Genomic DNA, 23,556 nt, shown 5'->3' with positions numbered 1-23,556 from the left:
AATTGACCGGGTGGACGACAAGAGCCTGACCGAGAACAGCGCAGCCGCCAACCGGACGAGCCTGTGGGGAGGCCGGTTCGCCGGTGGCCCGTCGGAGGCCCTGGCCCGCCTGTCGGTGAGCGTGCAGTTCGACTGGCGACTGGCCCCGTACGACATCGCTGGTTCCCGGGCGCACGCCCGGGTGCTGGCCGGTGCCGGCCTGCTCGACCCGGAGGAACTGGGCCGCATCCTCGCCGCCCTCGACGACCTGGAGGCGGCCTGCGCCTCGGGCTCGTTCCGTCCCACCGTCGACGACGAGGACGTGCACACCGCCCTGGAGCGTGGCCTGCTGGAACGGCTCGGCAGTCTCGGCGGCAAGCTGCGCGCCGGCCGGTCCCGCAACGACCAGGTCGCCACCGACCTGCGGCTCTATCTGCGCGACCACGCCCGGGGTGTGGCGGCGCGGCTGGTGGAGCTGGCCGAGGCGCTGGTCGAGCAGGCCGGGCGGCACGTGGACACCGCCGCGCCCGGCATGACGCATCTGCAGCACGCCCAACCGGTCACCTTCGGCCACTGGCTGCTCGCCCACGTGCAGCCGCTGCTGCGGGACCTGGAGCGGCTGCGCGACTGGGACCACCGGGCCGCGGTCAGTCCGCTCGGCGCGGGGGCGCTCGCCGGTTCGGGGCTGCCGCTGGATCCGGTGGCGGTCTCGAAGGAGCTGGGGTTCCGCACGTCCTTCGCCAACTCGATGGACGCGGTCGCCGACCGGGACTTCGTCGCCGAGTTCCTCTTCGTCACCGCGATGATCGGGGTGCACCTGTCCCGGCTCGGTGAGGAGGTGGTGCTCTGGACGTCGCAGGAGTTCGGCTGGGTCGAGTTGGACGACGCCTTCGCCACCGGCTCGTCGATCATGCCGCAGAAGAAGAACGCGGACGTCGCCGAGCTGGCCCGGGGCAAGTCCGGCCGGTTGGTCGGCGGGCTGGTCGCGGTGCTGACCATGCTCAAGGGCCTGCCGATGACGTACGACCGGGACATGCAGGAGGACAAGGAGCCGGCCTTCGACGCGGTCGACACCCTGGAACTGCTGCTGCCGGCGCTCGCCGGGATGATCTCCACGATGACGGTACGCGTCGACCGCCTGGTCGCCGCCGCGCCGGTGGGCTTCTCCCTGGCCACCGAGGTGGCCGACTGGCTGGTCCGCAAGGGTGTGCCGTTCCGCGACGCGCACGAGATCACCGGCAAGCTGGTGGCGCTCTGCGCGGCCCGGGACTGCGCCCTCGACGAGGTCTCCGACGCCGACCTGGCCACCGTCAGCGAACACCTCGACCCGAGCGTCCGCGACGTCCTCTCGGTCCGCTCGGCGCTGGCCGCCCGGATCACCCCCGGCTCCACCGGCCCCGGCCCGGTCGCCGACCAACTGGCCACCGCCGCCGACCACTTGACCACCTGGCGCCACTGGTCCGCCGAGCAGGTTGTCCCCCGCTGACCCGTACCCCTTCCCGGTTTCTCGTGCAGTTTCGGGGAAACTGTCGCCTCCAGGCGTGCTGAGGCGACAGTTTCCCCGAAACTGCCGCCTCGACGCGCCCGGTTCGGGTGCCTCTCCACCCACCAGGTGAGGATGAGACGCGGCGGGCTCAGGCGTCCCGGCGTCGGAAGGCAGCCACCGCCCCACTCCCGATGACGACGACCCAACCGAGCAGAACGAGCAGGCCGGTGGCGGGCGTCAGGATCCGTGCCGGGTCGGGAAGGTAGAGCAGGCCACCAGCCCGGTCCGGCAGGTAACGAGCGTGCGGGGTGACGGCGTCCAGCACCGGCGAGGCGACCAGAACCAGGCTGAGCGTGACGACGAGAGCGGAAACGACGGCCCGCAGGAGCGCGGCCAGAGCCAGCCCGAGCAACCCGATGAGCGCGAGGTAGGCCGCCGCGCCGACGACTTTCCACGGGAAACCGTCGGTGACCACCGGGACGTCCCGCGTGGCCAGCGCGATTCGGGCCGTGAGCAGCCCGACGGCGAGCGCCGCGACGGCGGTTACGGCAGCCCAGGCCAGGTAGGCGAGGGTCTTGGCAGCCGGTACGGCCAGGCGGTCCGGCACGCACCGCAGGGTGGTGTGGAGCTGCCCATCGGCGTACTCGGTCCCGACCGCGAGGACGCCGAGCGAGATGGTGCCGGCCTGGAGGTACGGCACCGCCTGGAGGACGACTGCGACCGGCTCGTTCGCCCCGACCGGCGAGGCTGCCAACGCCCCGGTGACGGCGACGGCTGCGCCGATCGTGCCGAAGACCGCGGCCAGCACCGCCGGCAGGCCGAACAGCTTGGTCAACTCCGCGGCGGTGGCGCCGGCGTAGGAGCGGATCACGCGTCCCGCCGCAGGAAAACCGCACTGGCCAGCGCGAGTAGCCCAGCCGTCCAGGTGGCCATGACCAGGCCGCCCGTGACCGGGGCGAGCGCGTCGTCGAACGCCAGCAGGTCACCGGCGAACATGCTCATGCCCGCGAGATCCGGCAGGAACCTCGCGAGCGGGGTGAGGTGCGACAGCAGCACGGAGACCGAGACGAGCGCGCTGTTCACCACGAGCACGATGATCGGGACGATCCCGTTGCGGGTGAAGACCGTTACCGCGAGGGCGATCAGCGCCGTGAGCAGCCAGTAGATCCCGGCACCGACAGAGCGGGAGAGCACCCCTTCCGGGGCCGGCGGAGCGTCGGTGCCGACTATCCCGCCCGCCAGCGCCAACGAGGCGGGAATCACCACCAGAGCCGCGACGGCGACCAGCAGGACGACGGTGACGGCCTTGGCGGCCAGCACGCCGAGGCGGTCGGGGGTGGCGGTGAGGGTCGTGGTGATCTGCCGACCGCCGCCGATCCGGGCACTGTTCGTGGTGTACTCGCCGCCAACGGCGACGACGCCGAGGACCACCGCGCCGACCGTGCCGATCGGCACCGCGGAGAAGACCGCCTCGACAGGCGAGGTGTAGGCCGTCAACTCGGGCCGTCCGCTGCGCAGCGCGGCGCGGACACCGACGGCGTTGATCAGAGTGATCGCGACCGGACCGAGCACCGTGACGGCCAGCGCGACAATGGCCGCCGGCAGCGTCGCCGTCTTTCGAATCTCGGCGGCGACCGTGTCGAAGAAGGTCATCGCCCACCTGCCGTCGGCCCGGTGAGGGCGAAGAAGGCATCCTCCAGGGTCGGGTAGCCGGCCGTGACCTCGCGGATCGGGCCGGCGGCGACGACCCGGCCGTGGGCGACGACGACCAGGTCGTCGGCGATCTCGTCCACCTCCCTCATCAGGTGGCTGGAGAGCAGCACGGTGCCACCGGCGTCCGCGTGCCCGCGCAGCAGACCGCGGATCCAGCGGATGCCCTCCGGATCGAGCCCGTTCACCGGCTCGTCGAGCACGAGTGCACGGGGTTCGCCGAGCAGCGCGGCGGCCAGCCCGAGCCGCTGGCACATGCCGAGCGAGAACCGGCCGACCCTGGTTCCTCCGGCGGCACCGAGCCCGACCTGATCGAGCACCTCGGCCACCCGTCGGATCGGGATGCCGTTGCTGCGCGCCATCCAGGTGAGGTGGTTGCGCGCGGTACGGGAGCGGTGTGCGCCGGAGCCCTCCAGCATCGACCCGACGGTCCGTAACGGCTGGCGCAGGCGCCGGTACGGTTGGCCGTCGACCAGGGCCGTGCCGGCATCCGCCCGGTCCAGGCCCAACAGGATGCGCAGGGTGGATGACTTGCCCGCACCGTTCGGCCCCAGCAGACCTGTCACCCGGCCCGGTGCGGCCCGGAAGGTGACATCGGTGAGGATCTCGCGGGAGCCGCGCCGCTTGACCAGACGCTCGACTGACAGCATGAGCACCATGTCAGCTCAGCGTGCCGGTCCGCGTCATCGGACCAGAGCCGGGACTTCCGCCAGCCCGCCCACCCCAGGTCGCTCCGACCCAGGTCCGATGTCAGGTCACGGTCCGGGTTCCTAGACTCGCGAGATGGCACCTGACGGGCGACCGACATGGCGGCCCTGGCTGTCCGTCGTCGCCGTCTCGGTGCCGGTGGCTCTGCTGCTCTGCCTGATGACGGCGGGCACCGTCGGGCCGGCCGGGACGCTTGTGCTGACGCTGATCACCACGACCGCCGTCGCAGCGTTGCTCTGGGCGGTGATCGGCGCTCGTCAGCAACGGCGGGTGTACGAGGACCGGCTGACCGCATGGGCGGCTGAGCGGGCCGCGGCGGCGGAACGGTTGCGCATCGCCCGTGAGCTTCACGATCTCGTCTCGCACGGCCTGGGCCTGGTCACCGTGCGTGCCGCCACGGCCGCTCGGGTGACCGGGTCAGCCGGTGAGGCCGAACGGGCGGCCGCCCTGTCCGACATCGAACAGGTCGGTCGGGAGACCACGGCCGAACTGCGGCGGATGCTCGACGTGCTCCGCGCACCTGGCGCCGAGCCCGCTCCCTTACGACCGCCCGACACACTCGACGCCCTACCGGAGATCGTGCGGTCCACGACCGCCGCCGGGACCGCCGCCACTGTCGAGGTGCGGAAGGTCGGTGAGGTGCCACCCGGCGTGCAGCTCGCCGTGTGCGCGATCGTCCGCGAGGGCCTGAGCAACACGGCCCGGCACGCCGGGCCGACCTGCGTGCACGTCACCGTGGATCGCGACGGCGACGCGATCGTGGTGGAGGTACGGGACACCGGTCCCAGCCCGGGCTGGCGACCCCGCCCGGGGGCCGGCCACGGCCTGGATGGTCTGCGCGAGCGGGTGAGCATGCTCGATGGTGCCTTGCGCGCCGGCCCGGCCGGGCCGGGCTTCCAGCTCACGGCGCGCCTGCCGGCCCGGCGGTCCGGATGACAACTGACTCGGGAGGCCCACCCACAAGCATCCGGGTGCTCGTCGCGGACGACCAGCCGCTCCTGCGGCACAGCCTCGCCCTGCTCATCGACGGCACCCCGGGCCTCACCGTCGTCGGTCAGGCCGCCACCGGACACGAGGCCGTGTCGCTCACCCGTGCACGCCGCCCCGACGTCGTCCTGATGGACATTCGGATGCCCGACGGCGACGGCATCGACGCGACCGGACGCATCGCCGCCGCCCCCGACCTGAGCGGTACCAGGGTTCTCGTGCTCAGCATGTTCGCCCTCGACGAGTACGTGGCTGCCGCGCTGCGCGCCGGGGCGCACGGCTTCCTGCTCAAGGACGCCCACCCGGACCAACTCGTCGACGCGATCCGACGGACCCACGCGGGCGAGTCTCTCTTCGCGCCCAGCATTCTCACCCGCTTCGTCGCGCACTACCTCGACCGGCCCGGCCCGCGCGAGGTCCGTAAGATCGACAGGCTGACCGGCCGCGAGACCGAGGTGCTGTCTCTCGTGGCCCGCGGCCTGTCCAACGACGAGATCGCCCGGACACTCACCATCTCGGTCAAGACCGTCAAGACGCACGTCGGCAACCTGCTCGCCAAGCTCGACGCCCGTGATCGAGCCCAGCTCGTCATCGCCGCCTACGAGAACGATCTCGTCGCACCTCGATCCTCTGCGTGATCTTCGCGTTCCGCTGCCGCATGTCGGCGGGCGTGGCCCGGTCGGACCAGCGTGCGAGCGCGGCTTGCCGGTTGGGTCCCGGCCGGGTTACCTGGAGGCGTGCACCACCCCTGGCTGAGCGCCCCGGCCGCCGACGTCGCGCGGACGGCGCGGGGCCTGCTGGGCTGGGAGCTGTCGGCCAACGGGGTACGGGTCAGGCTGACCGAGGTCGAGGCGTACGCCGGCACCGGTGCGGATCCCGCCTCGCACGCGCATCGCGGGCCGACGCCCCGCACGACGGTGATGTTCGGGCCGGCGGGGCACGCGTACACCTACTTCGTCTTCGGCATGCACTGGTGCCTCAACGTCGTCTGCGGTGAGGAGGGGGAGGCGGCGGCGGTCCTGCTGCGCGCCGGTGAGGTGGTCGACGGTATGGACCTGGCCCGCAAGCGGCGTGGCGAGGTGGCCGACCGGGACCTGGCCCGGGGGCCGGCCCGGCTGGTGGTCGCGCTCGGCGTCGACGCCTCGGCCAACGGCACCTGCATGCTCGACGGGACCGGGCCGTTGCTGCTGACGCCACCGACCCGCCCGGTCGTGCCGTCGGCCGTCTCGGCCGGCCCGCGCGTCGGCGTGGCCGCCGCGCACGACGTTGCCTGGCGGTTCTGGATCACCGGCGACCCGACCGTCAGTCCGTACCGGCGGCACGCGCCGCGCCGCCGAACCTGACCCTGTTGTCCGGTCCCGTCGGCGACGTTGCCGGTCGCGGCCGGGATGGGATCGGCGTGACGGGGGACACTGGTGCGAGGCGGGCTCGCGGAATAGTTGACTCGTCAAATATGTTGTCGGGGGCGTCGGGCACCACCGCCCGGTCGGACGACACGAGGGAGCGGTCATGCAGTTCGGAGTCTTCACCGTCGGCGACGTCACGGTCGACCCGACGAACGGCCGGGAGCCCACCGAGGCCGAACGGATCAAGGCGATGGTGACCATCGCGCTGAAGGCCGAGGAGGTCGGCCTCGACGTCTTCGCCACCGGCGAGCACCACAACCCGCCGTTCGTGCCCTCGTCGCCGACCACCATGCTGGGCTGGATCGCCGCCCGCACCGAGCGGCTGCTGCTGTCCACCGCGACCACGCTGATCACCACCAACGACCCGGTGAAGATCGCCGAGGACTACGCGATGCTGCAACACCTCGCCGACGGTCGGGTCGACCTGATGATGGGCCGGGGCAACACCGGGCCGGTCTACCCGTGGTTCGGCCAGGACATCCGCAACGGCATCCCCCTCGCGATCGAGAACTACGACCTGCTGCGCCGGTTGTGGCGCGAGGACGTGGTCGACTGGAAGGGCAAGTTCCGCACCCCGTTGCAGTCGTTCACCTCGACGCCGCGCCCGCTCGACGGCGTACCCCCGTTCGTGTGGCACGGCTCCATCCGCAGCCCGGAGATCGCCGAGCAGGCCGCGTACTACGGCGACGGCTTCTTCGCCAACCACATCTTCTGGCCCGCCGAGCACACCCGACGGATGGTCGGCCTGTACCGGCAGCGCTTCGAACACTACGGCCATGGCTCCGCCGACCAGGCGATCGTGGGCCTGGGTGGCCAGGTGTTCATGCGACGCAACTCCCAGGACGCGGTGCGTGAGTTCCGTCCCTACTTCGACAACGCGCCGGTCTACGGTCACGGCCCCTCGCTTGAGGAGTTCACCGCCCAGACCCCGCTGACCGTGGGCAGCCCGCAGCAGGTCATCGACCGTACGCTCGGCTTCCGCGACTACGTGGGTGACTACCAGCGGCAGCTGTTCCTCGTCGACCACGCCGGGCTGCCGTTGAAGACCGTCCTGGAGCAGCTCGATCTGCTCGGCGAGGAGGTGGTGCCGGTGCTGCGCAAGGAGTTCGAGTCGCTGCGGCCGGCGCACGTGCCGCTGGCACCGACCCACGCCTCGCTGCTGGCCGCCGCCGGTGGTGGCGGCGACAGCACCGTGCACGCCGTCGACGACGTCACCGGCCGGGCACCGGAGGCCGCCCGATGAGCGTGCGTACCCTCGCCGTGGTCTCGGCCGGTCTCAGCCAGCCCTCGTCGACCCGGTTGCTCGCCGACCAGCTCGCCGCGGCCACCCGCGACGAGTTGGTCCGGCACGGCGAGCAGGTCGAACTGCGCCCGGTCGAACTGCGCGAACACGCCCACGACATCGTCAACCATCTGCTCACCGGCTTCCCGTCGGAGCCGCTGCGGCAGGTACTGGACGAGGTCACCGGCGCCGACGGGCTGATCGCCGTCAGTCCGATCTTCAACGCCTCGTACAACGGTCTGTTCAAGTCGTTCTTCGACCTGGTCGACGCCGACGCGCTCGGCGGCCGTGCCGTCCTGCTCGGCGCGACCGGCGGTACCGCACGGCACTCCCTGGCGCTGGAGCACGCGCTCCGTCCGATGTTCACCTACCTGCGCGCGGTGGTGGCACCGACCGCCGTCTTCGCCGCACCGGAGGACTGGTCCGGTGGGGCCGTCGACGGTGCGCTGCGCGCCCGGATCGATCGCGCCGGCCGGGAACTTGCCGACCTGGTACGGCGCAGCGCACCGTCCAGCGGACCCGCCGACCCGTTCGCCCTCACCACCAGCTTCGACCAACTGCTCCACGGCCGCGACGCCTGACCGCGCCGCTGAGGGAACGCCGCCGGTCGTCGGCCCGACCGGCCCACCGGTGCGTTCCCGGACCCCGCACCCAGGTCGACCGGGCCGCCGACGTCGCCGGCCCGGTCGACCGGCAGTCACGGCTCCGGCTGGTACGGGTGGGCGATGAGCACCGGGCAGCGGGCGTGGTGCACGAGCGTCTGGCTGACCGAGCCGAGCAGCAGCCCGGCGAAACCGCCCCGACCGCGCGATCCGGCCACCACCAGCGCCGCGTCCCCGGTCGCCTCGATAAGCGCCTGGTCCGCCTTTGGCGCGGTGATCAGCCGCTCCTGCACGGTCAGCCCCGGGCGGCTGCCGCGCGCCGCCGCACCGGCGGTGGCGAGCAGGGCCTTCGCCTCCCCGGCGTCGTCGCCTTCACCGGCCACGTGCACCAGCACCAGCGTCCCACCGCGCCGGCCGGCCTCCTCGGCGCCATAGCCGACGGCCAGTTCGGCCGACTCCGAACCGTCCACCCCAACCAGCACCGGCCCCTCGGTGGGCAGCGGCCGATCGGGCGGACGGATCACCAGCACCGGGCAGTGGCCGTGCGCGGCGACCTGGGTGCCGACCGAGCCCAGCAGCAACCCGGCGAAGCCGCCCAGGCCCCGGCTGCCCACCACCAGCAGCTCGGCCCGGCGGGACTCCTCGACGAGCGTCGCACCCGGCCCGCCGGCCACCTGACGCACCTCGACCGCCAGCCCCGGCCACCGGTCGACCAGTTCGGCGGCGGTCTGTTCCAGCATCTTGCGGCCGTCCTCCGACGCCGCCGGCACGCCCACCTCGTACGGGTTGATCGGCACGCCGTAGCCGAGCGGGTGCAGGTAGCCGTGCACCAGATGCAGCGGGCGGGATCGCCACACCGCCGCCTGTGCCGCGTGCTCCGCGGCCACCAGGCTCGGCGGTGATCCGTCCACCCCCACCACGACAGGTCGGTTCATCGTCACTCCATGGGTCGGTCGGGGTTCATTGTCGAGGCGGTCCCGCCGCCGGGTCGCGTCGACACACCACCGGTCAGGTCCCCTCGACCGTACGCAGCTTCTGGACGATCGCCAGCGGGCAGTGGGCGTGGTGCAGCACGGCGTGACTGACCGAGCCGAGCAGCAGCCCGCCCAGCGCACCACGCCCCCGCGCGCCGACCACCACCAGTTGGGCGGTGCGGGACTCCTCCACCAGTGCCCGACCCGGGGAACCGCGCACCAACCGCCGCCGCACCGGCACCTCTGGATAGCGCTCGGACCAGCCGGCCACCGCCTCGGCGAGGACGCGCTCCTCCTCGTCCCGGAAGGCGTCCAGGTCGTAGACCAGAGGCAGGATGTCGCCGGGACCGGCCGGGGTCGGATAGAGCCAGGCGTGCACCGCGACCAGCTCGGTGCCACGCCACGCCGCCTCCTCGAAGGCGAACCGGACGGCCTCCTGGGACAGCTCCGAACCGTCGACGCCGACCACCACCGGCCCGTCCGCCCGCGCTTCGCCGCGCACCACCAGTACCGGGCCGTCCGCGTGGGCGCTGACCTGCACGGCCACCGAACCGAGCAGCAGGCCGGCGAAGCCGCCCAGGCCTCGGTTGCCGTGTACGACGAGCGCCGCGTCCCGGGCCTCGGCGAGCAGGACGGTGCTCGCCGACCCGTCGACCACCGCAGCGGTCACCGTCACCTCCGGGGCGACCTTGCCGGCCTCGGCGACGGCGTCGGCAAGGTGCCGTTCTGCCTGGTTGCGCAGCCCACCATCGGCCGGTGCCCCGGGCGCGGGGCCCAGCGGCACGCCCATCAGCGGCCAGATGAACGCATGCACGATCCGCAGCGGACGGTGCCGGTACGCGGCCTCCCGCGCGGCGGCGCGCACCGCGTCCAGGGCGATCTCGGAACCATCCACGCCCACCACGACGGGGGCGCCGGTGTTGCTGGTCATCACATCTCCTTCTCGACTCCGCTGTCAGCCTCGCGCACCGACGGCGTCAGGGTGGACAGATCGGCGCCCGGCCTCCGCCGGGTCAGCCGCAGCACCAGACCGGGCAGGACGCTCACCGCGGCGCAGGCCAGCAGCTCGGTGCTGTCGAGCACCTCGGTGCCGAGCAGCTCCCGCAGCGGCGGCAGCAGCACCCCGGCCACCTGAAGCAGCGCGGAGGCGGCGACCGCGAGCGGCAACGCCAGGTTGCCCCGCCGCTGTCCGGGCGGCCGTGGTGCGCGTACCGCCAGGGCGACCCCGAGTTGGGCCAGGCCGAGAACGGTGAAGATGACCGACTGCCACGGCCGGTCCCAGTGGGCGGCGAGCACGCCCGCGCCCAGGGTCACCGCCGAGATCAGGGCGCCGCCGACCAGGATCTGCCGCCCGAGCCCCGCGCCGAGCACCGACTCCTGCGGCGAGCGTGGCACCCGGCGCAGGGAGCCGGGTTCGGCCGGTTCGGCGCCCAGCGCCACCCCGGGCACCCCGTGGGTGAGCAGGTTGATCCAGAGGATCTGGGCCGGCAGCAGCGGCACGGGCAGGCCGAACAGCGGTCCGAGCAGCATCACCGCGATCTCGGCCACCCCACCGGAGAGGGCGTAGCGCAGGAACCGGCGGATGTTGTCGTAGATCCGGCGACCCTCACCGATCGCGGCCGTCACGGTGGACAGGTCGTCGTCCACCAGCACCAGGTCGGCCGCCTGCCGGGCCACCTCGGTGCCACCGCCCATCGCCACCCCGATGTCGGCCCGGCGCAACGCCGGGGCGTCGTTGACGCCGTCGCCGGTCATCGCCACCACATGCCCCCGGGACTGCAACCCGGCGATGATGTCGAGCTTCTGCTCCGGCTGCGTGCGCGCGTACACCCGGGTGGCCGGTGGTGCCGCGGCGGGATCACCGTCGTCGCCGCGTACCACCGGGTCGCCCTCGGCCCACAGGCCCAGCTGGCCGGCGATGACCGCTGCGGTCGCCGGATGGTCCCCGGTGACCAGCACGAGCCGTACGCCCGCGTCGGCGAAACCGTCGGCGATGTCCGGCGCTGCGGCGCGCAGCGGGTCGCCGACGGCGACCAGCCCCACCGGGCGCAACCCTTCGGGGTGGGCGGGGTCGGCCGGTGGGGTGTCCACCAGGGCGGCGGCCAGCGCCAGCACCCGCAGCCCGGCACCGGCCAGCCGGTGCGCGGCGGCGGTCAGGGCGGCCAACTCGTCGGCGTCGGCGTCGAGCAGCGGCGTGGTGAGCACGTTCTCCGGTGCGCCCTTGCACACCACCAGGTAGCGACGGTCGCAGGAGCGGTGCACCGTGGTCATGCGGCGTAGCTGCTGGTCGAAGGGGTGCTCGGCGACCCGGGGCCAGGCGTCGCGGGTGGTCTGTGGATCCAGGCCGCAGCGGGCCGCGAAGGCCACCAGGGCCGCCTCCAGCGGATCGCCCACCGCGCCCCAGCGGGGTCGCTCCTCGGTGGGCGGGGCGAGGGTCGCGTCGTTGCAGAGCAGCCCGGCCCGGGCCAGCCGGCGCAGCTCGTCCGGCACCGCGACCGGCGCGCCGTCGCGGTGCACGGTGCCGTGCGGGGCGTACCCGCTGCCGGTGACACCGAACCGAGCACCGTCGCCGGTGACCGCCTGCTGCACGGCCATCCGTCCCTCGGTCAGGGTGCCGGTCTTGTCCGAGGCGATCACGGTGACCGAGCCGAGCGTCTCCACCGCGTGCAGCCGGCGGGGGATCGCCCGGGCCGCCGCCATCCGACGGGCCCCCAGTGCCAGCGCCAGTGTCACCACCGCCGGCAGCGACTCCGGCACCGCGGCCACCACCAGGCTCACCGCGGTGACCGCCATGTCCACCAGGGACCGACCGCTGAGCACACCGATGGCGAAGACCAGGCCGGACAACGCCACGGCGGCGAGGCCGAGGATCCGGCCGAGCGCGGCGAGCCGCCGTTGCAGCGGCGTGGCCGTCGGTCGGGTGGTGGCCGCCAGGGTGGCGATCCGGCCCAGCGCGCTGGCCGCGCCGGTGCGTACCACGGTGCCGGCGGCCCGACCGGTGGTCACCACCGTGCCGGCGCTGGCCTCCTCGCCCGCCGCCCGGGACACCGGCACCGACTCGCCGGTCAACGCCGATTCGTCCAGGTGCAGCCGGCTCGCATCGTGCAGCAGCAGATCGGCCGGTACCACGTCGCCGGCCTCGACCCGGACCAGGTCGCCCCGGACCAGCTCGGTGGCGGGCAGCACCGCATCCCGGCCGTCGCGGACCACCCGAGCGGTCGGCGCGGCGAGCTGGTCGAGCGCGGCGATGGCCCGGTCGGCGCGGACCTCCTGCATCACCCCGATCGCCGTGTTCACGGCGACCACCAGCAGGATCACCACGGTGTCGGGGTAGTCCCGCAGCACCGTGGTGACCACGGCGGCGGCGAGCAGCAGTGCGACCAGGGGATCGGAGAGCTGATGCACGACCCGGGCAGCCAGGTGCCGGCGGGGCGGTGTCGCGGCGGCGTTGGGTCCGTCGACCCGCAGCCGCCGGGCGGCCTCGGTCGAGCTGAGCCCGCTGTCGGGTGCCGCCGCGACGATGCTCTCCGTGCGTACGTTGCCGTCCGCGACCTGGACCTGTCCGGCCACCGTCCGCTCCGCCCTGTGCATCGGGCGTACCACGGACGGCACGCCCCTTCGACACCAGCCTCGCCGGGACCGGCGCCGCCCGGCAGGGGCGATCCGCCCGCGCGCCCCGGGACCAACGGCCCTGCCGCTCGGTGTGCGTCGACGTGGTCGTGACCGCAGCAACATCGGTGACGTTGCTGCCTCCGGCCGAGGCAGCAACATCACCGGAAGTGCTCGCCCGCTGGCGGCACCTCGTCGCGGGGCTCAGCGTTCGGCGACCAGGCGGCGGGCCCGCAACAAGCGGGCCCACCAGGGGCGGGCAGCCCGGGGGCCCGGAGCGCGTACCCCTCGGAAGCTGACCCAGCCGCCCGGGCCCATGGTCAACCGCGCGACCGCGGGTGGCCTGCGCCGACCCAGCACCGTCACCCCGGCGGTGACCAGCCCGACGGCCAGCACCCCGGCGGTGGCGACCAGCAGCCGGTCCGGATCGGGCAGCGGCCGGTACCGGACGCGCCCGCCGGTGGCGACGAACACGCCGATCGGACGCCCGTCGCGGGTCACCGGCACCAGAGCGGCCGGCGGCGTGCCGGGCAGTTCCTGCACCGGCCCGACCGACAACGGCGCCACCGGCTGCGGCGCCGGTTCCGGGGCCGGTCGGGGCTGGGCCAGCGGCACCGGCCCGGTGGCGTTGAAGATGGCAGTCATCTCGGGTACCTCCTATCGGGCGTCGGAGCCGACGCAGTCCTGCGCCACCGCGGCCCGGCCGGCGGCCAGGCGGGCGATCGGCACCCGGTACGGCGAGCAGGAGACGTAGTCGAGTCCGGCCTCGGCGAAGAACTCGATCGATTCCGGGTCACCGCCGTGCTCACCGCAGACCCCCACCGCCAGCCCGGGTCGCGCCGCGCGGCCCTCGGCCACCGCCAGGCGGACCAGCCGACCCACCCCGGCGACGTCGACGGTCTCGAACGGCGACGCCTCGACGATGCCCCGCTCCAGGTAGTCGCCGAGGAACGAGCCCTCCCCGTCATCGCGGGAGAACGCCCAGGTGGTCTGGGTCAGGTCGTTGGTGCCGAGGGAGAAGAACTCCGCCTCACCCGCGATCGCCCCGGCGGTCAGCGCCGCACGCGGCGTCTCCACCATCGTGCCGACCGGGATCGGCGGCGCACCCGGCACGGTGGCCAGCACGTCGGCCACCTCGGCCCGCACCACGGCCAGCTCGTGCGCGTCGACGACGAGCGGCACCATGATCTCCGGGCGCGGGTCGCCGCCCTCGGCCACCCGCCGTGCCGCCGCCTCCGCCACGGCCCGGACCTGCATCGCGAACAGGCCCGGCACCACCAGACCCAGGCGGACGCCGCGCAGGCCCAGCATCGGGTTGCTCTCCTGCATCCGGCGGACGGCGGTCAGCAGAACCGCGTCGTGACCCGGGTTCTGCCCGAGCGCCTCCGCCCGGGCCACCCGCGCGACCAGTTCGGGCAACGCGGGCAGGAACTCGTGCAGCGGCGGGTCGAGCAGCCGGATGGTCACCGGCAGGCCGTCCATCGCCGCGAGGATCGCGACGAAGTCCTCCCGCTGCAACGGCAGCAGCTCCGCCAGCGCGGCGTGGACCTCGTCCAGCCCGTCGGCCAGGATCAGCCGCTCCACCAGGGTCCGGCGGTCACCGAGGAACATGTGCTCGGTACGGCACAGCCCGACCCCGTCCGCGCCGAGCGTCCGGGCCCGCGTCGCGTCGGCGGGAGTGTCGGCATTGGCCCGTACGCCGAGCTGCCGCACCGAGTCGGCGTGCCGCAGCAGCCGGTCCACCGCCGACACCAGCCGGTCGGACTCCGGCGCCAGCTCACCGGCGAGGTAGCGGGTCACCGGGGACGGACGCACCGGCACCTCGCCGAGGTAGATCCGCCCGGTGGTGCCGTCGATGGAGATCAGGTCACCGGCCCGGACAGTCCGCCCGTCGACGCGGAACTCACCGCGATCCGGGTCGATCTCCAGAGCCTCCGCCCCGCAGACGCAGGTGCGTCCCATGCCCCGGGCGACCACGGCGGCGTGCGAGGTCTTGCCGCCCCGGGCGGTGAGAATCCCGGCGGCGGCGATCATGCCGGGCAGATCGTCCGGGTTGGTTTCCCGACGGACCAGGATCACCGGTCCGTCCGCCGCGGTCGCGGCGGCGTTGTCGAAGACCACCCGGCCGGCGGCGGCTCCGGGCGAGGCGCCGACGCCGGTGGCCACCGGCTCCGGCGTGGCCTCCGGGTCGAAGGTGGGGAACATCAGCTGGGCCAGTTGCGCCCCGCTGACCCGGGTCAACGCCTCGTCCCAGCTGATCAGACCCTCGTCGGCCAGCTGGGCGGCGATCACGAACGCCGCCGCCGCGGTGCGCTTTCCGACCCGGGTCTGCAACATCCACAACCGGCCCCGTTCGATGGTGAACTCCACGTCGCACAGGTCCCGGTAGTGCCGTTCCAACGTCGTCATGATCCCGGTCAGCCGCCGGTAGCTGGCCGGGTCGAGCCGGGACAACTCGTCCAGCCCCACCGTGTTGCGGACCCCGGCCACCACGTCCTCGCCCTGGGCGTCGGACAGGTAGTCGCCGTACACCCCGGGTGCGCCGGTGGCCGGATCACGGGTGAACGCCACCCCGGTACCCGAGTCCGGGCCCCGGTTGCCGAAGACCATCGCCATCACGTTGACCGCCGTGCCCAGATCGTCGGGAATGTGCTCGCGGCGTCGGTAGAGCACCGCCCGGGAGGCGTTCCACGACTCGAAGACCGCCCGGATCGCCAGGTACAGCTGCTCGTGCGGGGCCTGCGGGAAGTCGTGACCAACCCGGTCGGCGAACACCTTCTTGTACGTCTCGACCAGCCCGTGCAACTGCTCCGCCGTGGGGCCGTCCGGCCCGGCGGTGGCCCGCAGCGCGTTCAGTTCCCGGTCGAACTCCTCGGCCGGCACGCCGTGCACCGTACGACCGAACATCTGGATCAACCGTCGGTACGAGTCCCAGGCGAAACGCTCGTCGCCGCTGATCCGGGCCAGCCCGGTCACGGTGGCATCGTTGAGCCCGATGTCCAGGATCGTCTCCATCATCCCGGGCATCGAGTAGCGTCCGCCGGAACGGACGGCCAGCAGCAGCGGCTCGGCCGGGTCGCCGAGCCGCCGGCCCAGCCGTCCCTCGACCTCTCGCAGATGAGCGTTCACCTCGTCGAAGAGCCCTTCGGGCACGGTCTTGTCGGCGAGGTACGCCCGGCAGGCGTCGGTGCTGACGGTGAAGCCGGGCGGCACCGGCAGCCCGAGCCGGGTCATCTCGGCGAGGTTGGCGCCCTTGCCGCCGAGCAGGCCGGCCATGCCCCGACCGCCTTCGATGAAGTCGTACACGTACCTGGTCATGACCCGGCCTCCACTTCGCCGTCGATGCCTCTGCCTCGTTGGTAGCAACACCGGCCCTGGCGGGGTCAGGGCCGAAAGCCGATCCGAACCGGGCCGCTGGTCCCCAACCGGACCGCGTATCGTCGGCCGGTGACCGATGACCTGCGGCTACGCCCGGTACGCGAGGACGACCTGGTGGAGTTCTTCACGCACCAGCTCGACCCGGAGGCCAGCCGGATGGCCGCGTTCGGTGCCGCGGATCCGACGGACCGGCGGGCGTTCGCCGCGCACTGGGTCCGCATCCTCACCGGCCCGGACAACCTGGCCCGCACGGTGACCGTCGACGGCACGGTGGTCGGTCACGTGCTGGCCTTCCCGGTCGGCGACGAGTTCGAGGTCAGCTACTGGATCGACCGGGCGCACTGGGGCCGTGGGTACGCCACTCGCGCGCTGACCGCGCTGCTGCGGGAGGTCACCCGCCGGCCACTGTTCGCGCGGACGGCCGTTGACAACGCCGCGTCGCTGACGGTGCTGCGCCGCTGCGGCTTCGTCGTGCGCGGCACCGACCGGGCGTACGCCCCGGGCCGCGGTCACGAGATCGACGAGTACGTCCTGGAGTTGCCGGCCGCACCTCGCACCGATCCGGCGTGATCCGCCCCTGGCACCCGGGCTGACCAGGGCAGCGACTACCCTCGCGGGGTGAACTGGCTGGAACTGGTCGGCTGGGCCGGCTCCGCGTTGCTGGTCTGGTCGCTGCTGCAGACGCGCATCCTGCGGTTGCGCGCCCTGAACCTGGTCGGCTGCGCCGTCCTGATCGGCTACAACGCCACGATCCGGGTGTGGCCCATGGTCGGGCTGAACGTGGTGCTGGCCGTGATCAACATCTGGTACCTGCGGCGGCTGCTCAGCACCCGCCACGACGAGCAGACCTACCAGGTGGTGGAGGTGGGTGCCGACGACGCGTTCCTGGCCCACACGCTGCGGGTGCACGCCGCCGACATCGCCCGGTTCAACCCGGGTTTCCGTCGGGACCGGCTGACCGGCCGTTCCGCCTTCCTCGTCGTACGCGCCGACGAGGTCGTCGGTGTGGTACTGGTCCGCGACGCCGGAGACGGAGTGGCCCAGGTCGACCTGGACTACGTCACCCCGCCGTTTCGTGACTTCACCCCCGGCGAGTTCGTCTACCGGCGCAGCAGCCTGTTCACCGACCGCGGGTTTCGCCAGGTGCTGAGCCCGCCGGGCATGATCGCCCCGTACTACCACCGCCTCGGGTTCCGCCGCGCGGGGCAGTCGTACGTACTGGACCTGCCGGCACCGGCGCTGCCGCAGGGCTGAGCGCCCCTGGCCGCGGCGGGTGATGATTCACCGTCGGGGCGAGTGGGCATAGGCACCGCTACGCCGGCGGGGCCACCACCGGCGGCGCCACGGGGCGCGGTCCAGCGAAGGAGAACCAGGCGTGCAGAGCTACTGGAGCCAGCTGGCCCTGGTCGCAGTCCTGATCGTGGTGAACGCGATCTTCGCTGGCAGCGAGCTGGCCCTGGTGTCGTTGCGCGACAGCCAGCTCCAGCGGCTGGAACGCAGCGGACGCACCGGCCGGGTGCTGGCCCGGCTGGCCCGCGACCCCAACCGTTTCCTGGCCACCATCCAGATCGGCATCACGCTCGCCGGGTTCCTCGCCTCGGCCGCCGCCGCGGTGTCGCTGGCCCAGCCGCTGGTTCCGCTGCTGGACGGCGTCTTCGGCCGGGCCGCCGGCCCGATCTCCGTGGTGCTGGTCACGTTGGTGCTGACCTTCGTCACCCTGGTCTTCGGTGAGTTGGCCCCGAAGCGGATCGCCATGCAGGTTCCGGAGCGGTGGGCGCTGCTCGTCGCCCGCCCGCTGGATCTGCTCGCCGCTTTCACCCGGCCGGTCGTCTGGGTGCTCGGTGCCACCAGCGACCTGGTGGTACGGCTGTTCGGGCTGGACCCGAAGCCCGAGCGGGACGAGATCAGCCCGGACGAGCTGCGGGACATCGTGGCCGGCCACCACGGCTTCACCAAGGAGCAGCAGACCATCATCGCCGGCGCGGTGGAGATCGCCGAGCGGCGGCTGCGGGCCGTGCTGGTGCCGAGGTTGCGGGTCTTCTGCCTGGACAGCGGCACCACCGCGGAGGCCGCCCGACTCGTGCTGGCCGCCTCCGGGCACTCCCGCGCGCCGGTGGTCCGCCACGGCGGCCTGGACGACTCGGTGGGCGTCATCCACCTGCGGGATCTGGTCGGCGTCGGTGACGACCAACCGGTGGACGAGTACGCGCGCCCGCCGCTGCTGCTACCGGACTCGGTGCCGGTGGTCGACGCGCTGCGCCGGTTCAAGGCCGAACGCCAGCACATGGCGCTGGTCGTCGACGAGCGCGGTGCCGTCGAGGGCATCGTCACCCTGGAGGACATCCTCGAGGAGATCGTCGGGGAGATCTACGACGAGACCGACCGGGATGTCGGTACGGTGCGCACCGATGACGACGGGGCACTGCTGCTGCCGGGCACCTTTCCCGTCCACGACCTGCCCGACATCGGCGTGGAGCTGCCCGGACGGCCGGACGGCGACTACACCACCGTGGCCGGGCTGCTGCTGGCCGGTCTCGGCCGGATCCCCCGCGTCGGGGAGCAGTTCACCGTCGACGGCTGGCGGCTGGAGGTGACCCTCGCCGACGACCGGGCGGTCTCCGGTGTCCGGCTGCGTCGGGTGGCGGCGGCATCCGCGGACGCCGCCGAGACGGCCGCGTCGGCGGAACCGGACACGCCAGAGGCGCAGCCGGACGACGCGGTGGACCCCCGGGCCGACGCCCCGTCGGTGCTGGACGGCACCCGACGCTGAGAGCTGTGCGAGCGGGCCCGCCGGCCAGGCCGGGCATGGCCCGCTCGGACACGTTCCGAGTCAGCTCCGCGCCGCCCGACCCGGATCGGGCGGGTCGGGCAGCGGCGGGTCCAACCGCACCCGGTGCACCGGCACCTGCCAGGTGCTCCGACCGAGCAACCGGGCCAGCGTCCGGATCGCCCACGGGCCCGACGGATGCCGCTGCGGACCGATGAGCCGCCCGCTCAACCGGCCGTACCAGTGCCGGGTGACGACCAGGTCGGTCAGCCGCAGTGGGCCGTCGGCGGGGCCGCGCAGCACCAGGTCCACCACCCGACCCAGGCGACGGCCCTGAGGGTCGTACGCGGTCCGTCCCAACAGTTCACCCGCTCGCACGGTGTGCCCCCGGAATCCGATCGATCACGTGCCGGCGTAACCACTCCTCCACCGGCGAGGTGGGTAGTTCGTCGGCGCGCACCCGCAGCCACACCGCGCTGTCGACCCGGTCGACAAGCGCGTACGGGATGCGCAGCGGCGCCATCGGCCGGTCCGTGACGAACCGCTCGGCGGTCAGCACCAGCATCCGGCCCAGCCGACCGCCGACCCGCTGCCCGAGCGCGCCCGGCCCGCTGAGCAACGACCGCAGGTACGGCACCCCGTCCGCGTCGAGCCCGAACTCCACGTCGTCGACCTTGCCGACCAGCCGCCCGTCCCGGTCGACGAGCTGCCGGTCGAGCAGCTCCTGGCTGACCTGGATCCTCACTGGCCCATCCTCGTACCGATCGCCAGCGGTACGGCGACGATCGAGGCGGCGAGGATGACCAGCAACAGCACCGCGCCCAGCAGGTTGAGGGCCCGGCCGTTGACCCGGTCACCCAGGTAGGTGCGGTCGTTGGCGACCACCAGGATCGGCAGGTAGGTCAGCGGCAGCGCCACCGCACTGATGATCAGCATGTATTCGGTGAGGGTCACCGGGTCGACCGTGGTGAGCAGCATCAGCACCCCGAGCAGCACGCTGACCAGCAACACGGTGTGGAAGCGGGCCGCCTCGTGCGGGCTCACCCGTTTGCCCCACTGCCAGCCGAAGTACTGCGCGGCGGCGTACGCGGCGGACAGCCCGGTCTCCAGGGCGGCGCCGAAGGTGACCGCGAAGAACGCAAGTGCCGCCACGGCCAGGCCGGCCGCGCCGAAGGCCAGCACCACCGGATGCGCGACCTGGTCGAGGCTGTCCACCGACAGGCCGGCGGGGCGCAGCACCACCGCCGCCGTGGCGATCAGGGACAGGGCGAGGAAGCCGCCGACCGGAAAGCCGACAAGCACGCTGAAGCGGGCGTCGGCCAGGTCTGCGGCGCTCCACCGTTCCTCGACCCCGCCCGAGGAGAAGAAGAAGACCTCGTACGGGCTGACCGTCGAGGCGAACAGCGCCACCGCGACGAACCAGTACGCCCCCCACCCCTGACCGGAGTCGTCGGGCGTCACCGCGCCGCGGCCGAGCGCCGCCCAGTCGGTCGGCAGCCAGAACAGGGCCACGGCGAACACCACCAGGGCGAGCCCGGCCAGGCCGAAGACCCGTTCCATCACCGGAAACCGCATCCGCCACAGCACCAACCAGACCACGATCCCGGCGACCGGCACCCAGAGCAGGTAGGGCACGCCGGTCGCCAGCCGCAACGCCAGCGCCACCCCGCCCAGCTCAGCGGCCAGGGTGATCACCGTGACCAGGTACGACGCCACCAGGTTGAGCAGCGCCATCCGCGCGCCGAGCCGCTCCCGGACCAGGTCGAACACCGCCCGGCCGGTCACCGCCGCGATCCGTCCGGCCATCTCCGCGTACGCGCAGATGGCGACGACCCCGAGCAGCAGCACCCAGGCGTGCGCCATGCCGAAGCGGGCACCGGCCTGACCGGCGGCGACCAGGTCGCCGATGTCGACGAAGCCGCCGACCGCGGACAGGATGCCGAGCGTGGCGGCGAGGAGCTTCCTCACGTCGGCGGTGCGGGCTCGGTCATCGACGCGACGATAACCCCACCGGTAACGCTATCTACGCAAAACGTCTCTCATCCCTGCTCCGGAATGGGAGCACGACGACGAGTGGCGGTCCGGCCGGGCCCAACACCGAGTCGAGGGTGTGCTGCCGCTCGGCGAGCGTCGTCGGTTCGCTGAGCCTTGTCGGTTCGCTGAGCCTTGTCAGCCGGCGGCCGGATAGAGGTTCTGTAGGCGGACCTGGCCACGGGCGACCAGCCGCCGGTCCGCGTCCGTGATCTCCACCTGCCACAGCTGCTGGCTCCGCCCCCGATGCACCGGGGTGCCGACCGCGACCAACTCACCCTCGTCCACGGCCCGCAGGAAGTCGGTCTGGTTGGACACCCCGACCACCCGCCCGCGCTCACCCAGCCAGACACCGGCGCCCAGGCTCGCCGCCGTCTCCACCACCGAGCAGTGGACCCCGCCGTGCAGGATGCCGTACGGCTGGTGCAGCTCCGGGCGGACCCGCCAGCGGATCGTGACCCGGTCCCCGCTGATCTCGTCCAACTCCAGCCCGAGCAGGGCGAAGAAGCCACCCGACATCGTCGACACGTCCACGGCCACCTCCATGATCTTGGACTCGCCAGCCTAGTGCCGATGCCGGTCGCCGGAACCCGGTAGGGCAGGTCGGTGCTGATAGGGGACAATCGGTGACCGTGACCGACAGCACCTTCCCGCCGGTCCGGCGGGACTCCCTGACCGATGACCTGCGCTGGCGGGGTCTGCTCCAGGACTCCACCGACCCGGACGAGTTGCGCTCGCTGCTCGACGGCCCGGGAGCCGCTTTCTATGTGGGCTTCGACCCGACCGCGCCGAGCCTGCACGTCGGCCACCTGATGCAGGTCACCACCGCTCGTCGCCTCCAACTCGCCGGGCACCGCCCATTGCTGCTGGTCGGTGGCGCGACCGGGCAGATCGGTGATCCGAAGGAGAGCGCGGAACGGACCCTCAACCCGCCGGAGGTGGTGGCGAGCTGGGTCCAGCGCATCCGTGACCAGCTCGCACCGTTCCTCTCGTACACCGGGAATCATGCCGCCCGCCTGGTCAACAACCTGGACTGGACCGGCGAGATGTCGGTGGTGGAGTTTCTGCGCGACGTGGGCAAGCACTTCCCGGTCAACCGGATGCTGGCTCGCGAGGTGGTCCGGGCCCGGCTGGAGAGCGGCATCAGCTTCACCGAGTTCAGCTACCAGCTGCTACAGGCCAACGACTTCTTCGAGCTGCACCGGCGGCACGGCTGCCAGCTTCAGTTCGGTGGCTCGGACCAGTGGGGCAACATCACCGCCGGAGTCGACTACGTCCGGCGACGCGGGCTCGGGCCGGTTCAGGCGTTCACCACCCCGCTGGTGACCAAGTCGGACGGCTCGAAGTTCGGCAAGACCGAGGGCGGCGCGATCTGGCTCGATCCCGAGATGACCAGCCCGTACGCCTTCTACCAGTTCTGGATCAACGTCGATGATCGGGACGTGGGCCGTTACCTGCGCTACTTCAGCTTCCGCTCCCGCGAGGAGCTGGAGGAACTGGAGAAGGAGACAGCAGAGCGGCCGGCGTCCCGGGCCGCCCAGCGCGCTCTCGCCGAGGAACTGACCACCCTGGTGCACGGCGAGCGGGAGATGGCCCAGGTGGTCGCCGCCAGCCAGGCACTCTTCGGCCGGGGCTCACTCGACGAGCTGTCGGCGGTGACGCTGCGCGCCGCACTCACCGAGGCCGGCCTGGTACGCCTCGACGAACTGCCGGACGACGTGGCCACCCTGTTCAAGGAGTCCGGCCTGGTGCCGAGCATGAAGGAGGCTCGGCGGGTGATCGCCGAGGGCGGCGCCTACGTCAACAACACCCGCGTCGTCGAGGCGGACGCCGGGGTCTCGCCGGCGGAGTTGCTGCACGGCAGGTACCTCGTGCTACGTCGGGGAAAGCGTTCCTTCGCCGGGGTGGAGGTCGACGTCCTGACCGCCGAACGACAGGTGTGACGCGGGACGCGCCCGGCGGATTTGACGATCAATCGGCCGGGCGCGTAACTTTCTCTCTGCCAGCGCGGAACGGATGAAACGGGGCGAAAGCCTCAGGCCGGAGCGTAGCTGGACCATTCGGGCAAGTGGCCAACGGTCAAGTGCGCGAACCGGGCGGTGCCCCAGATTCGTCGGGAGGCGGATTTGGCGGGGCGAAACCGACCGGGTAAGGTTTACGACCGGCAGGGCCCCAGGCGCGCTCGCGGGAGACCGCAGCGGCTGGCCTGCCACAACCACGACAGGAACGGCGGAAGCCGGCTTGATCGTGGTGCCCGGAGAAATGGGTGGAAGTTGCGACAGACCGGTGCAAGCCGGTTTGACACGACCGAAACAACCGGGTAACGTAGTAAGAGTGCCCGGCGCGGTTGTGTTGGGTGTGGTGCCCCGGATGGTGGCCCTTGTGGGGGTTGTCTGATGGTGTGTGGTTGTTCTTTGAGAACTCAACAGGGTGCTTGATAAGCCAGTGCCAAATTTGTTTTTTCCCGGGCTGGCCAGTTTTTCTGGTTGGTTTGGATTCCTTTGGCAACATTTTTGTTGCTGGGATGGATTTTTCGACAGGTTTTTGTTGGAGAGTTTGATCCTGGCTCAGGACGAACGCTGGCGGCGTGCTTAACACATGCAAGTCGAGCGGAAAGGCCCTTCGGGGTACTCGAGC

General features: G+C 72.4%; 22 protein-coding genes and 1 rRNA gene. 11 read left to right on the top strand and 12 right to left on the bottom strand.

Features of this window, described 5'->3' with window-relative positions:
• Nucleotide 1 precedes the first annotated feature (1 nt).
• The gene (gene argH / locus KBX00_RS21985) at nt 2–1,465 is read left to right on the top strand and encodes an argininosuccinate lyase (protein ID WP_210829982.1); all 1,464 of its coding nucleotides are present in this window, start codon (nt 2–4) and stop codon (nt 1,463–1,465) included.
• A gap of 148 nt (nt 1,466–1,613) precedes the next feature.
• Here argH and KBX00_RS21980 read toward each other — a convergent pair whose 3' ends face one another.
• Genes KBX00_RS21980 through KBX00_RS21970 form a run of 3 tightly spaced genes read right to left on the bottom strand, consistent with a single transcriptional unit; the run spans nt 1,614 to nt 3,834 of the window.
• Nucleotides 1,614–2,336 (bottom strand): hypothetical protein, encoded by a 723-nt coding sequence (locus KBX00_RS21980; protein WP_210829882.1) that lies wholly within the window; start codon nt 2,334–2,336, stop codon nt 1,614–1,616.
• Nucleotides 2,333–3,118, bottom strand: a complete 786-nt coding sequence (locus tag KBX00_RS21975) for a hypothetical protein (RefSeq protein WP_210829880.1) — start codon at nt 3,116–3,118, stop codon at nt 2,333–2,335. Before KBX00_RS21975 ends, KBX00_RS21980 begins: the two co-directional genes overlap by 4 nt.
• Nucleotides 3,115–3,834, bottom strand: a complete 720-nt coding sequence (locus KBX00_RS21970; RefSeq protein ID WP_301548382.1) for an ABC transporter ATP-binding protein — start codon at nt 3,832–3,834, stop codon at nt 3,115–3,117. Before KBX00_RS21970 ends, KBX00_RS21975 begins: the two co-directional genes overlap by 4 nt.
• 124 nt (nt 3,835–3,958) lie before the next feature.
• Here KBX00_RS21970 and KBX00_RS21965 point away from each other — a divergent pair, with 124 nt between their 5' ends.
• From KBX00_RS21965 to KBX00_RS21945, 5 genes are all read left to right on the top strand, one after another.
• Nucleotides 3,959–4,819 carry a sensor histidine kinase gene (locus tag KBX00_RS21965; RefSeq protein ID WP_210829878.1) on the top strand — a complete coding sequence of 287 codons (861 nt, stop codon included), beginning with the start codon at nt 3,959–3,961 and terminating at the stop codon, nt 4,817–4,819.
• Nucleotides 4,816–5,508, top strand: coding sequence for a response regulator transcription factor (locus tag KBX00_RS21960; protein WP_210829876.1), 693 nt, complete (start codon nt 4,816–4,818; stop codon nt 5,506–5,508). Before KBX00_RS21965 ends, KBX00_RS21960 begins: the two co-directional genes overlap by 4 nt.
• A 99-nt stretch (nt 5,509–5,607) precedes the next feature.
• Nucleotides 5,608–6,213 (top strand): DNA-3-methyladenine glycosylase, encoded by a 606-nt coding sequence (locus KBX00_RS21955; protein ID WP_210829874.1) that lies wholly within the window; start codon nt 5,608–5,610, stop codon nt 6,211–6,213.
• A gap of 166 nt (nt 6,214–6,379) precedes the next feature.
• Nucleotides 6,380–7,519, top strand: coding sequence for an LLM class flavin-dependent oxidoreductase (locus tag KBX00_RS21950; protein ID WP_210829872.1), 1,140 nt, complete (start codon nt 6,380–6,382; stop codon nt 7,517–7,519).
• A complete protein-coding gene (locus tag KBX00_RS21945) occupies nt 7,516–8,139 on the top strand; it encodes an FMN reductase (protein ID WP_210829870.1) in 624 nt (207 codons plus the stop codon). Before KBX00_RS21950 ends, KBX00_RS21945 begins: the two co-directional genes overlap by 4 nt.
• A gap of 116 nt (nt 8,140–8,255) precedes the next feature.
• On the opposite strand, the gene KBX00_RS21940 is transcribed toward KBX00_RS21945, so the two are convergent.
• The 5 genes from KBX00_RS21940 to ppdK all read right to left on the bottom strand — a co-directional run bounded on the left by KBX00_RS21940 (nt 8,256) and on the right by ppdK (nt 16,061).
• On the bottom strand, nt 8,256–9,101 hold the full coding sequence (locus KBX00_RS21940; RefSeq protein WP_210829868.1) for a universal stress protein: 846 nt from the start codon (nt 9,099–9,101) through the stop codon (nt 8,256–8,258).
• A 67-nt stretch (nt 9,102–9,168) separates the two neighbouring features.
• Nucleotides 9,169–10,065 (bottom strand): universal stress protein, encoded by an 897-nt coding sequence (locus KBX00_RS21935; RefSeq protein WP_210829866.1) that lies wholly within the window; start codon nt 10,063–10,065, stop codon nt 9,169–9,171.
• Nucleotides 10,065–12,704, bottom strand: a complete 2,640-nt coding sequence (locus KBX00_RS21930; protein WP_307869039.1) for a cation-transporting P-type ATPase — start codon at nt 12,702–12,704, stop codon at nt 10,065–10,067. The genes KBX00_RS21935 and KBX00_RS21930 overlap by 1 nt, the downstream gene beginning before the upstream one ends.
• Nucleotides 12,705–12,947: 243 nt before the next feature.
• Nucleotides 12,948–13,388: a hypothetical protein gene (locus tag KBX00_RS21925; protein ID WP_210829862.1), complete on the bottom strand. Its 441-nt coding sequence runs from the start codon at nt 13,386–13,388 to the stop codon at nt 12,948–12,950.
• 12 nt (nt 13,389–13,400) lie between these two features.
• Nucleotides 13,401–16,061, bottom strand: a complete 2,661-nt coding sequence (ppdK, locus tag KBX00_RS21920) for a pyruvate, phosphate dikinase (protein WP_210829860.1) — start codon at nt 16,059–16,061, stop codon at nt 13,401–13,403.
• A gap of 129 nt (nt 16,062–16,190) precedes the next feature.
• Here ppdK and KBX00_RS21915 point away from each other — a divergent pair, with 129 nt between their 5' ends.
• The 3 genes from KBX00_RS21915 to KBX00_RS21905 all read left to right on the top strand — a co-directional run bounded on the left by KBX00_RS21915 (nt 16,191) and on the right by KBX00_RS21905 (nt 18,891).
• On the top strand, nt 16,191–16,691 hold the full coding sequence (locus KBX00_RS21915; RefSeq protein WP_210829858.1) for a GNAT family N-acetyltransferase: 501 nt from the start codon (nt 16,191–16,193) through the stop codon (nt 16,689–16,691).
• A 48-nt stretch (nt 16,692–16,739) separates the two neighbouring features.
• Complete coding sequence (locus tag KBX00_RS21910) at nt 16,740–17,375, top strand: hypothetical protein (protein WP_210829856.1); 636 nt, start codon at nt 16,740–16,742, stop codon at nt 17,373–17,375.
• Between the two features lie 121 nt (nt 17,376–17,496).
• Entirely contained in the window at nt 17,497–18,891 is a 1,395-nt protein-coding gene (locus KBX00_RS21905) for a hemolysin family protein (protein ID WP_210829854.1), read from the top strand.
• Between the two features lie 60 nt (nt 18,892–18,951).
• Here KBX00_RS21905 and KBX00_RS21900 read toward each other — a convergent pair whose 3' ends face one another.
• The 4 genes from KBX00_RS21900 to KBX00_RS21885 all read right to left on the bottom strand — a co-directional run bounded on the left by KBX00_RS21900 (nt 18,952) and on the right by KBX00_RS21885 (nt 21,438).
• Nucleotides 18,952–19,248, bottom strand: a complete 297-nt coding sequence (locus KBX00_RS21900; protein WP_301548380.1) for a PRC-barrel domain containing protein — start codon at nt 19,246–19,248, stop codon at nt 18,952–18,954.
• A gap of 4 nt (nt 19,249–19,252) precedes the next feature.
• Nucleotides 19,253–19,633 (bottom strand): hypothetical protein, encoded by a 381-nt coding sequence (locus KBX00_RS21895; protein ID WP_210829849.1) that lies wholly within the window; start codon nt 19,631–19,633, stop codon nt 19,253–19,255.
• Nucleotides 19,630–20,856, bottom strand: a complete 1,227-nt coding sequence (locus KBX00_RS21890) for an NRAMP family divalent metal transporter (RefSeq protein WP_210829847.1) — start codon at nt 20,854–20,856, stop codon at nt 19,630–19,632. The genes KBX00_RS21895 and KBX00_RS21890 overlap by 4 nt, the downstream gene beginning before the upstream one ends.
• 201 nt (nt 20,857–21,057) lie before the next feature.
• Nucleotides 21,058–21,438: a PaaI family thioesterase gene (locus tag KBX00_RS21885; protein ID WP_301548386.1), complete on the bottom strand. Its 381-nt coding sequence runs from the start codon at nt 21,436–21,438 to the stop codon at nt 21,058–21,060.
• A gap of 107 nt (nt 21,439–21,545) precedes the next feature.
• Here KBX00_RS21885 and tyrS point away from each other — a divergent pair, with 107 nt between their 5' ends.
• Nucleotides 21,546–22,862 (top strand): tyrosine--tRNA ligase, encoded by a 1,317-nt coding sequence (tyrS, locus tag KBX00_RS21880; RefSeq protein ID WP_374225345.1) that lies wholly within the window; start codon nt 21,546–21,548, stop codon nt 22,860–22,862.
• A 601-nt stretch (nt 22,863–23,463) separates the two neighbouring features.
• A 16S ribosomal RNA gene (locus KBX00_RS21875) occupies nt 23,464–23,556 on the top strand; the annotation flags it as partial.

The organism is Micromonospora sp. C95 (assembly GCF_018070465.1).
In the GTDB taxonomy this organism is placed as follows: Bacteria; Actinomycetota; Actinomycetes; order Mycobacteriales; family Micromonosporaceae; genus Micromonospora.
The sequence above is the reverse complement of the archived record's forward strand: the minus strand, read 5'-3'. Positions and strand labels throughout refer to the sequence as shown.

What these genes read in the sequence shown, in the direction of transcription:
- KBX00_RS21975 (WP_210829880.1), bottom strand. Translation starts at nt 3,118, where the DNA reads ATGACCTTCTTCGACACGGTCGCCGCCGAGATTCGAAAGACGGCGACG.
- KBX00_RS21970 (WP_301548382.1), bottom strand. Translation starts at nt 3,834, where the DNA reads ATGGTGCTCATGCTGTCAGTCGAGCGTCTGGTCAAGCGGCGCGGCTCC.
- KBX00_RS21965 (WP_210829878.1), top strand. Translation starts at nt 3,959, where the DNA reads ATGGCACCTGACGGGCGACCGACATGGCGGCCCTGGCTGTCCGTCGTC.
- KBX00_RS21960 (WP_210829876.1), top strand. Translation starts at nt 4,816, where the DNA reads ATGACAACTGACTCGGGAGGCCCACCCACAAGCATCCGGGTGCTCGTC.
- KBX00_RS21950 (WP_210829872.1), top strand. Translation starts at nt 6,380, where the DNA reads ATGCAGTTCGGAGTCTTCACCGTCGGCGACGTCACGGTCGACCCGACG.
- KBX00_RS21945 (WP_210829870.1), top strand. Translation starts at nt 7,516, where the DNA reads ATGAGCGTGCGTACCCTCGCCGTGGTCTCGGCCGGTCTCAGCCAGCCC.
- KBX00_RS21935 (WP_210829866.1), bottom strand. Translation starts at nt 10,065, where the DNA reads ATGACCAGCAACACCGGCGCCCCCGTCGTGGTGGGCGTGGATGGTTCC.
- KBX00_RS21925 (WP_210829862.1), bottom strand. Translation starts at nt 13,388, where the DNA reads ATGACTGCCATCTTCAACGCCACCGGGCCGGTGCCGCTGGCCCAGCCC.
- ppdK (WP_210829860.1), bottom strand. Translation starts at nt 16,061, where the DNA reads ATGACCAGGTACGTGTACGACTTCATCGAAGGCGGTCGGGGCATGGCC.
- KBX00_RS21885 (WP_301548386.1), bottom strand. Translation starts at nt 21,438, where the DNA reads ATGTCGGGTGGCTTCTTCGCCCTGCTCGGGCTGGAGTTGGACGAGATC.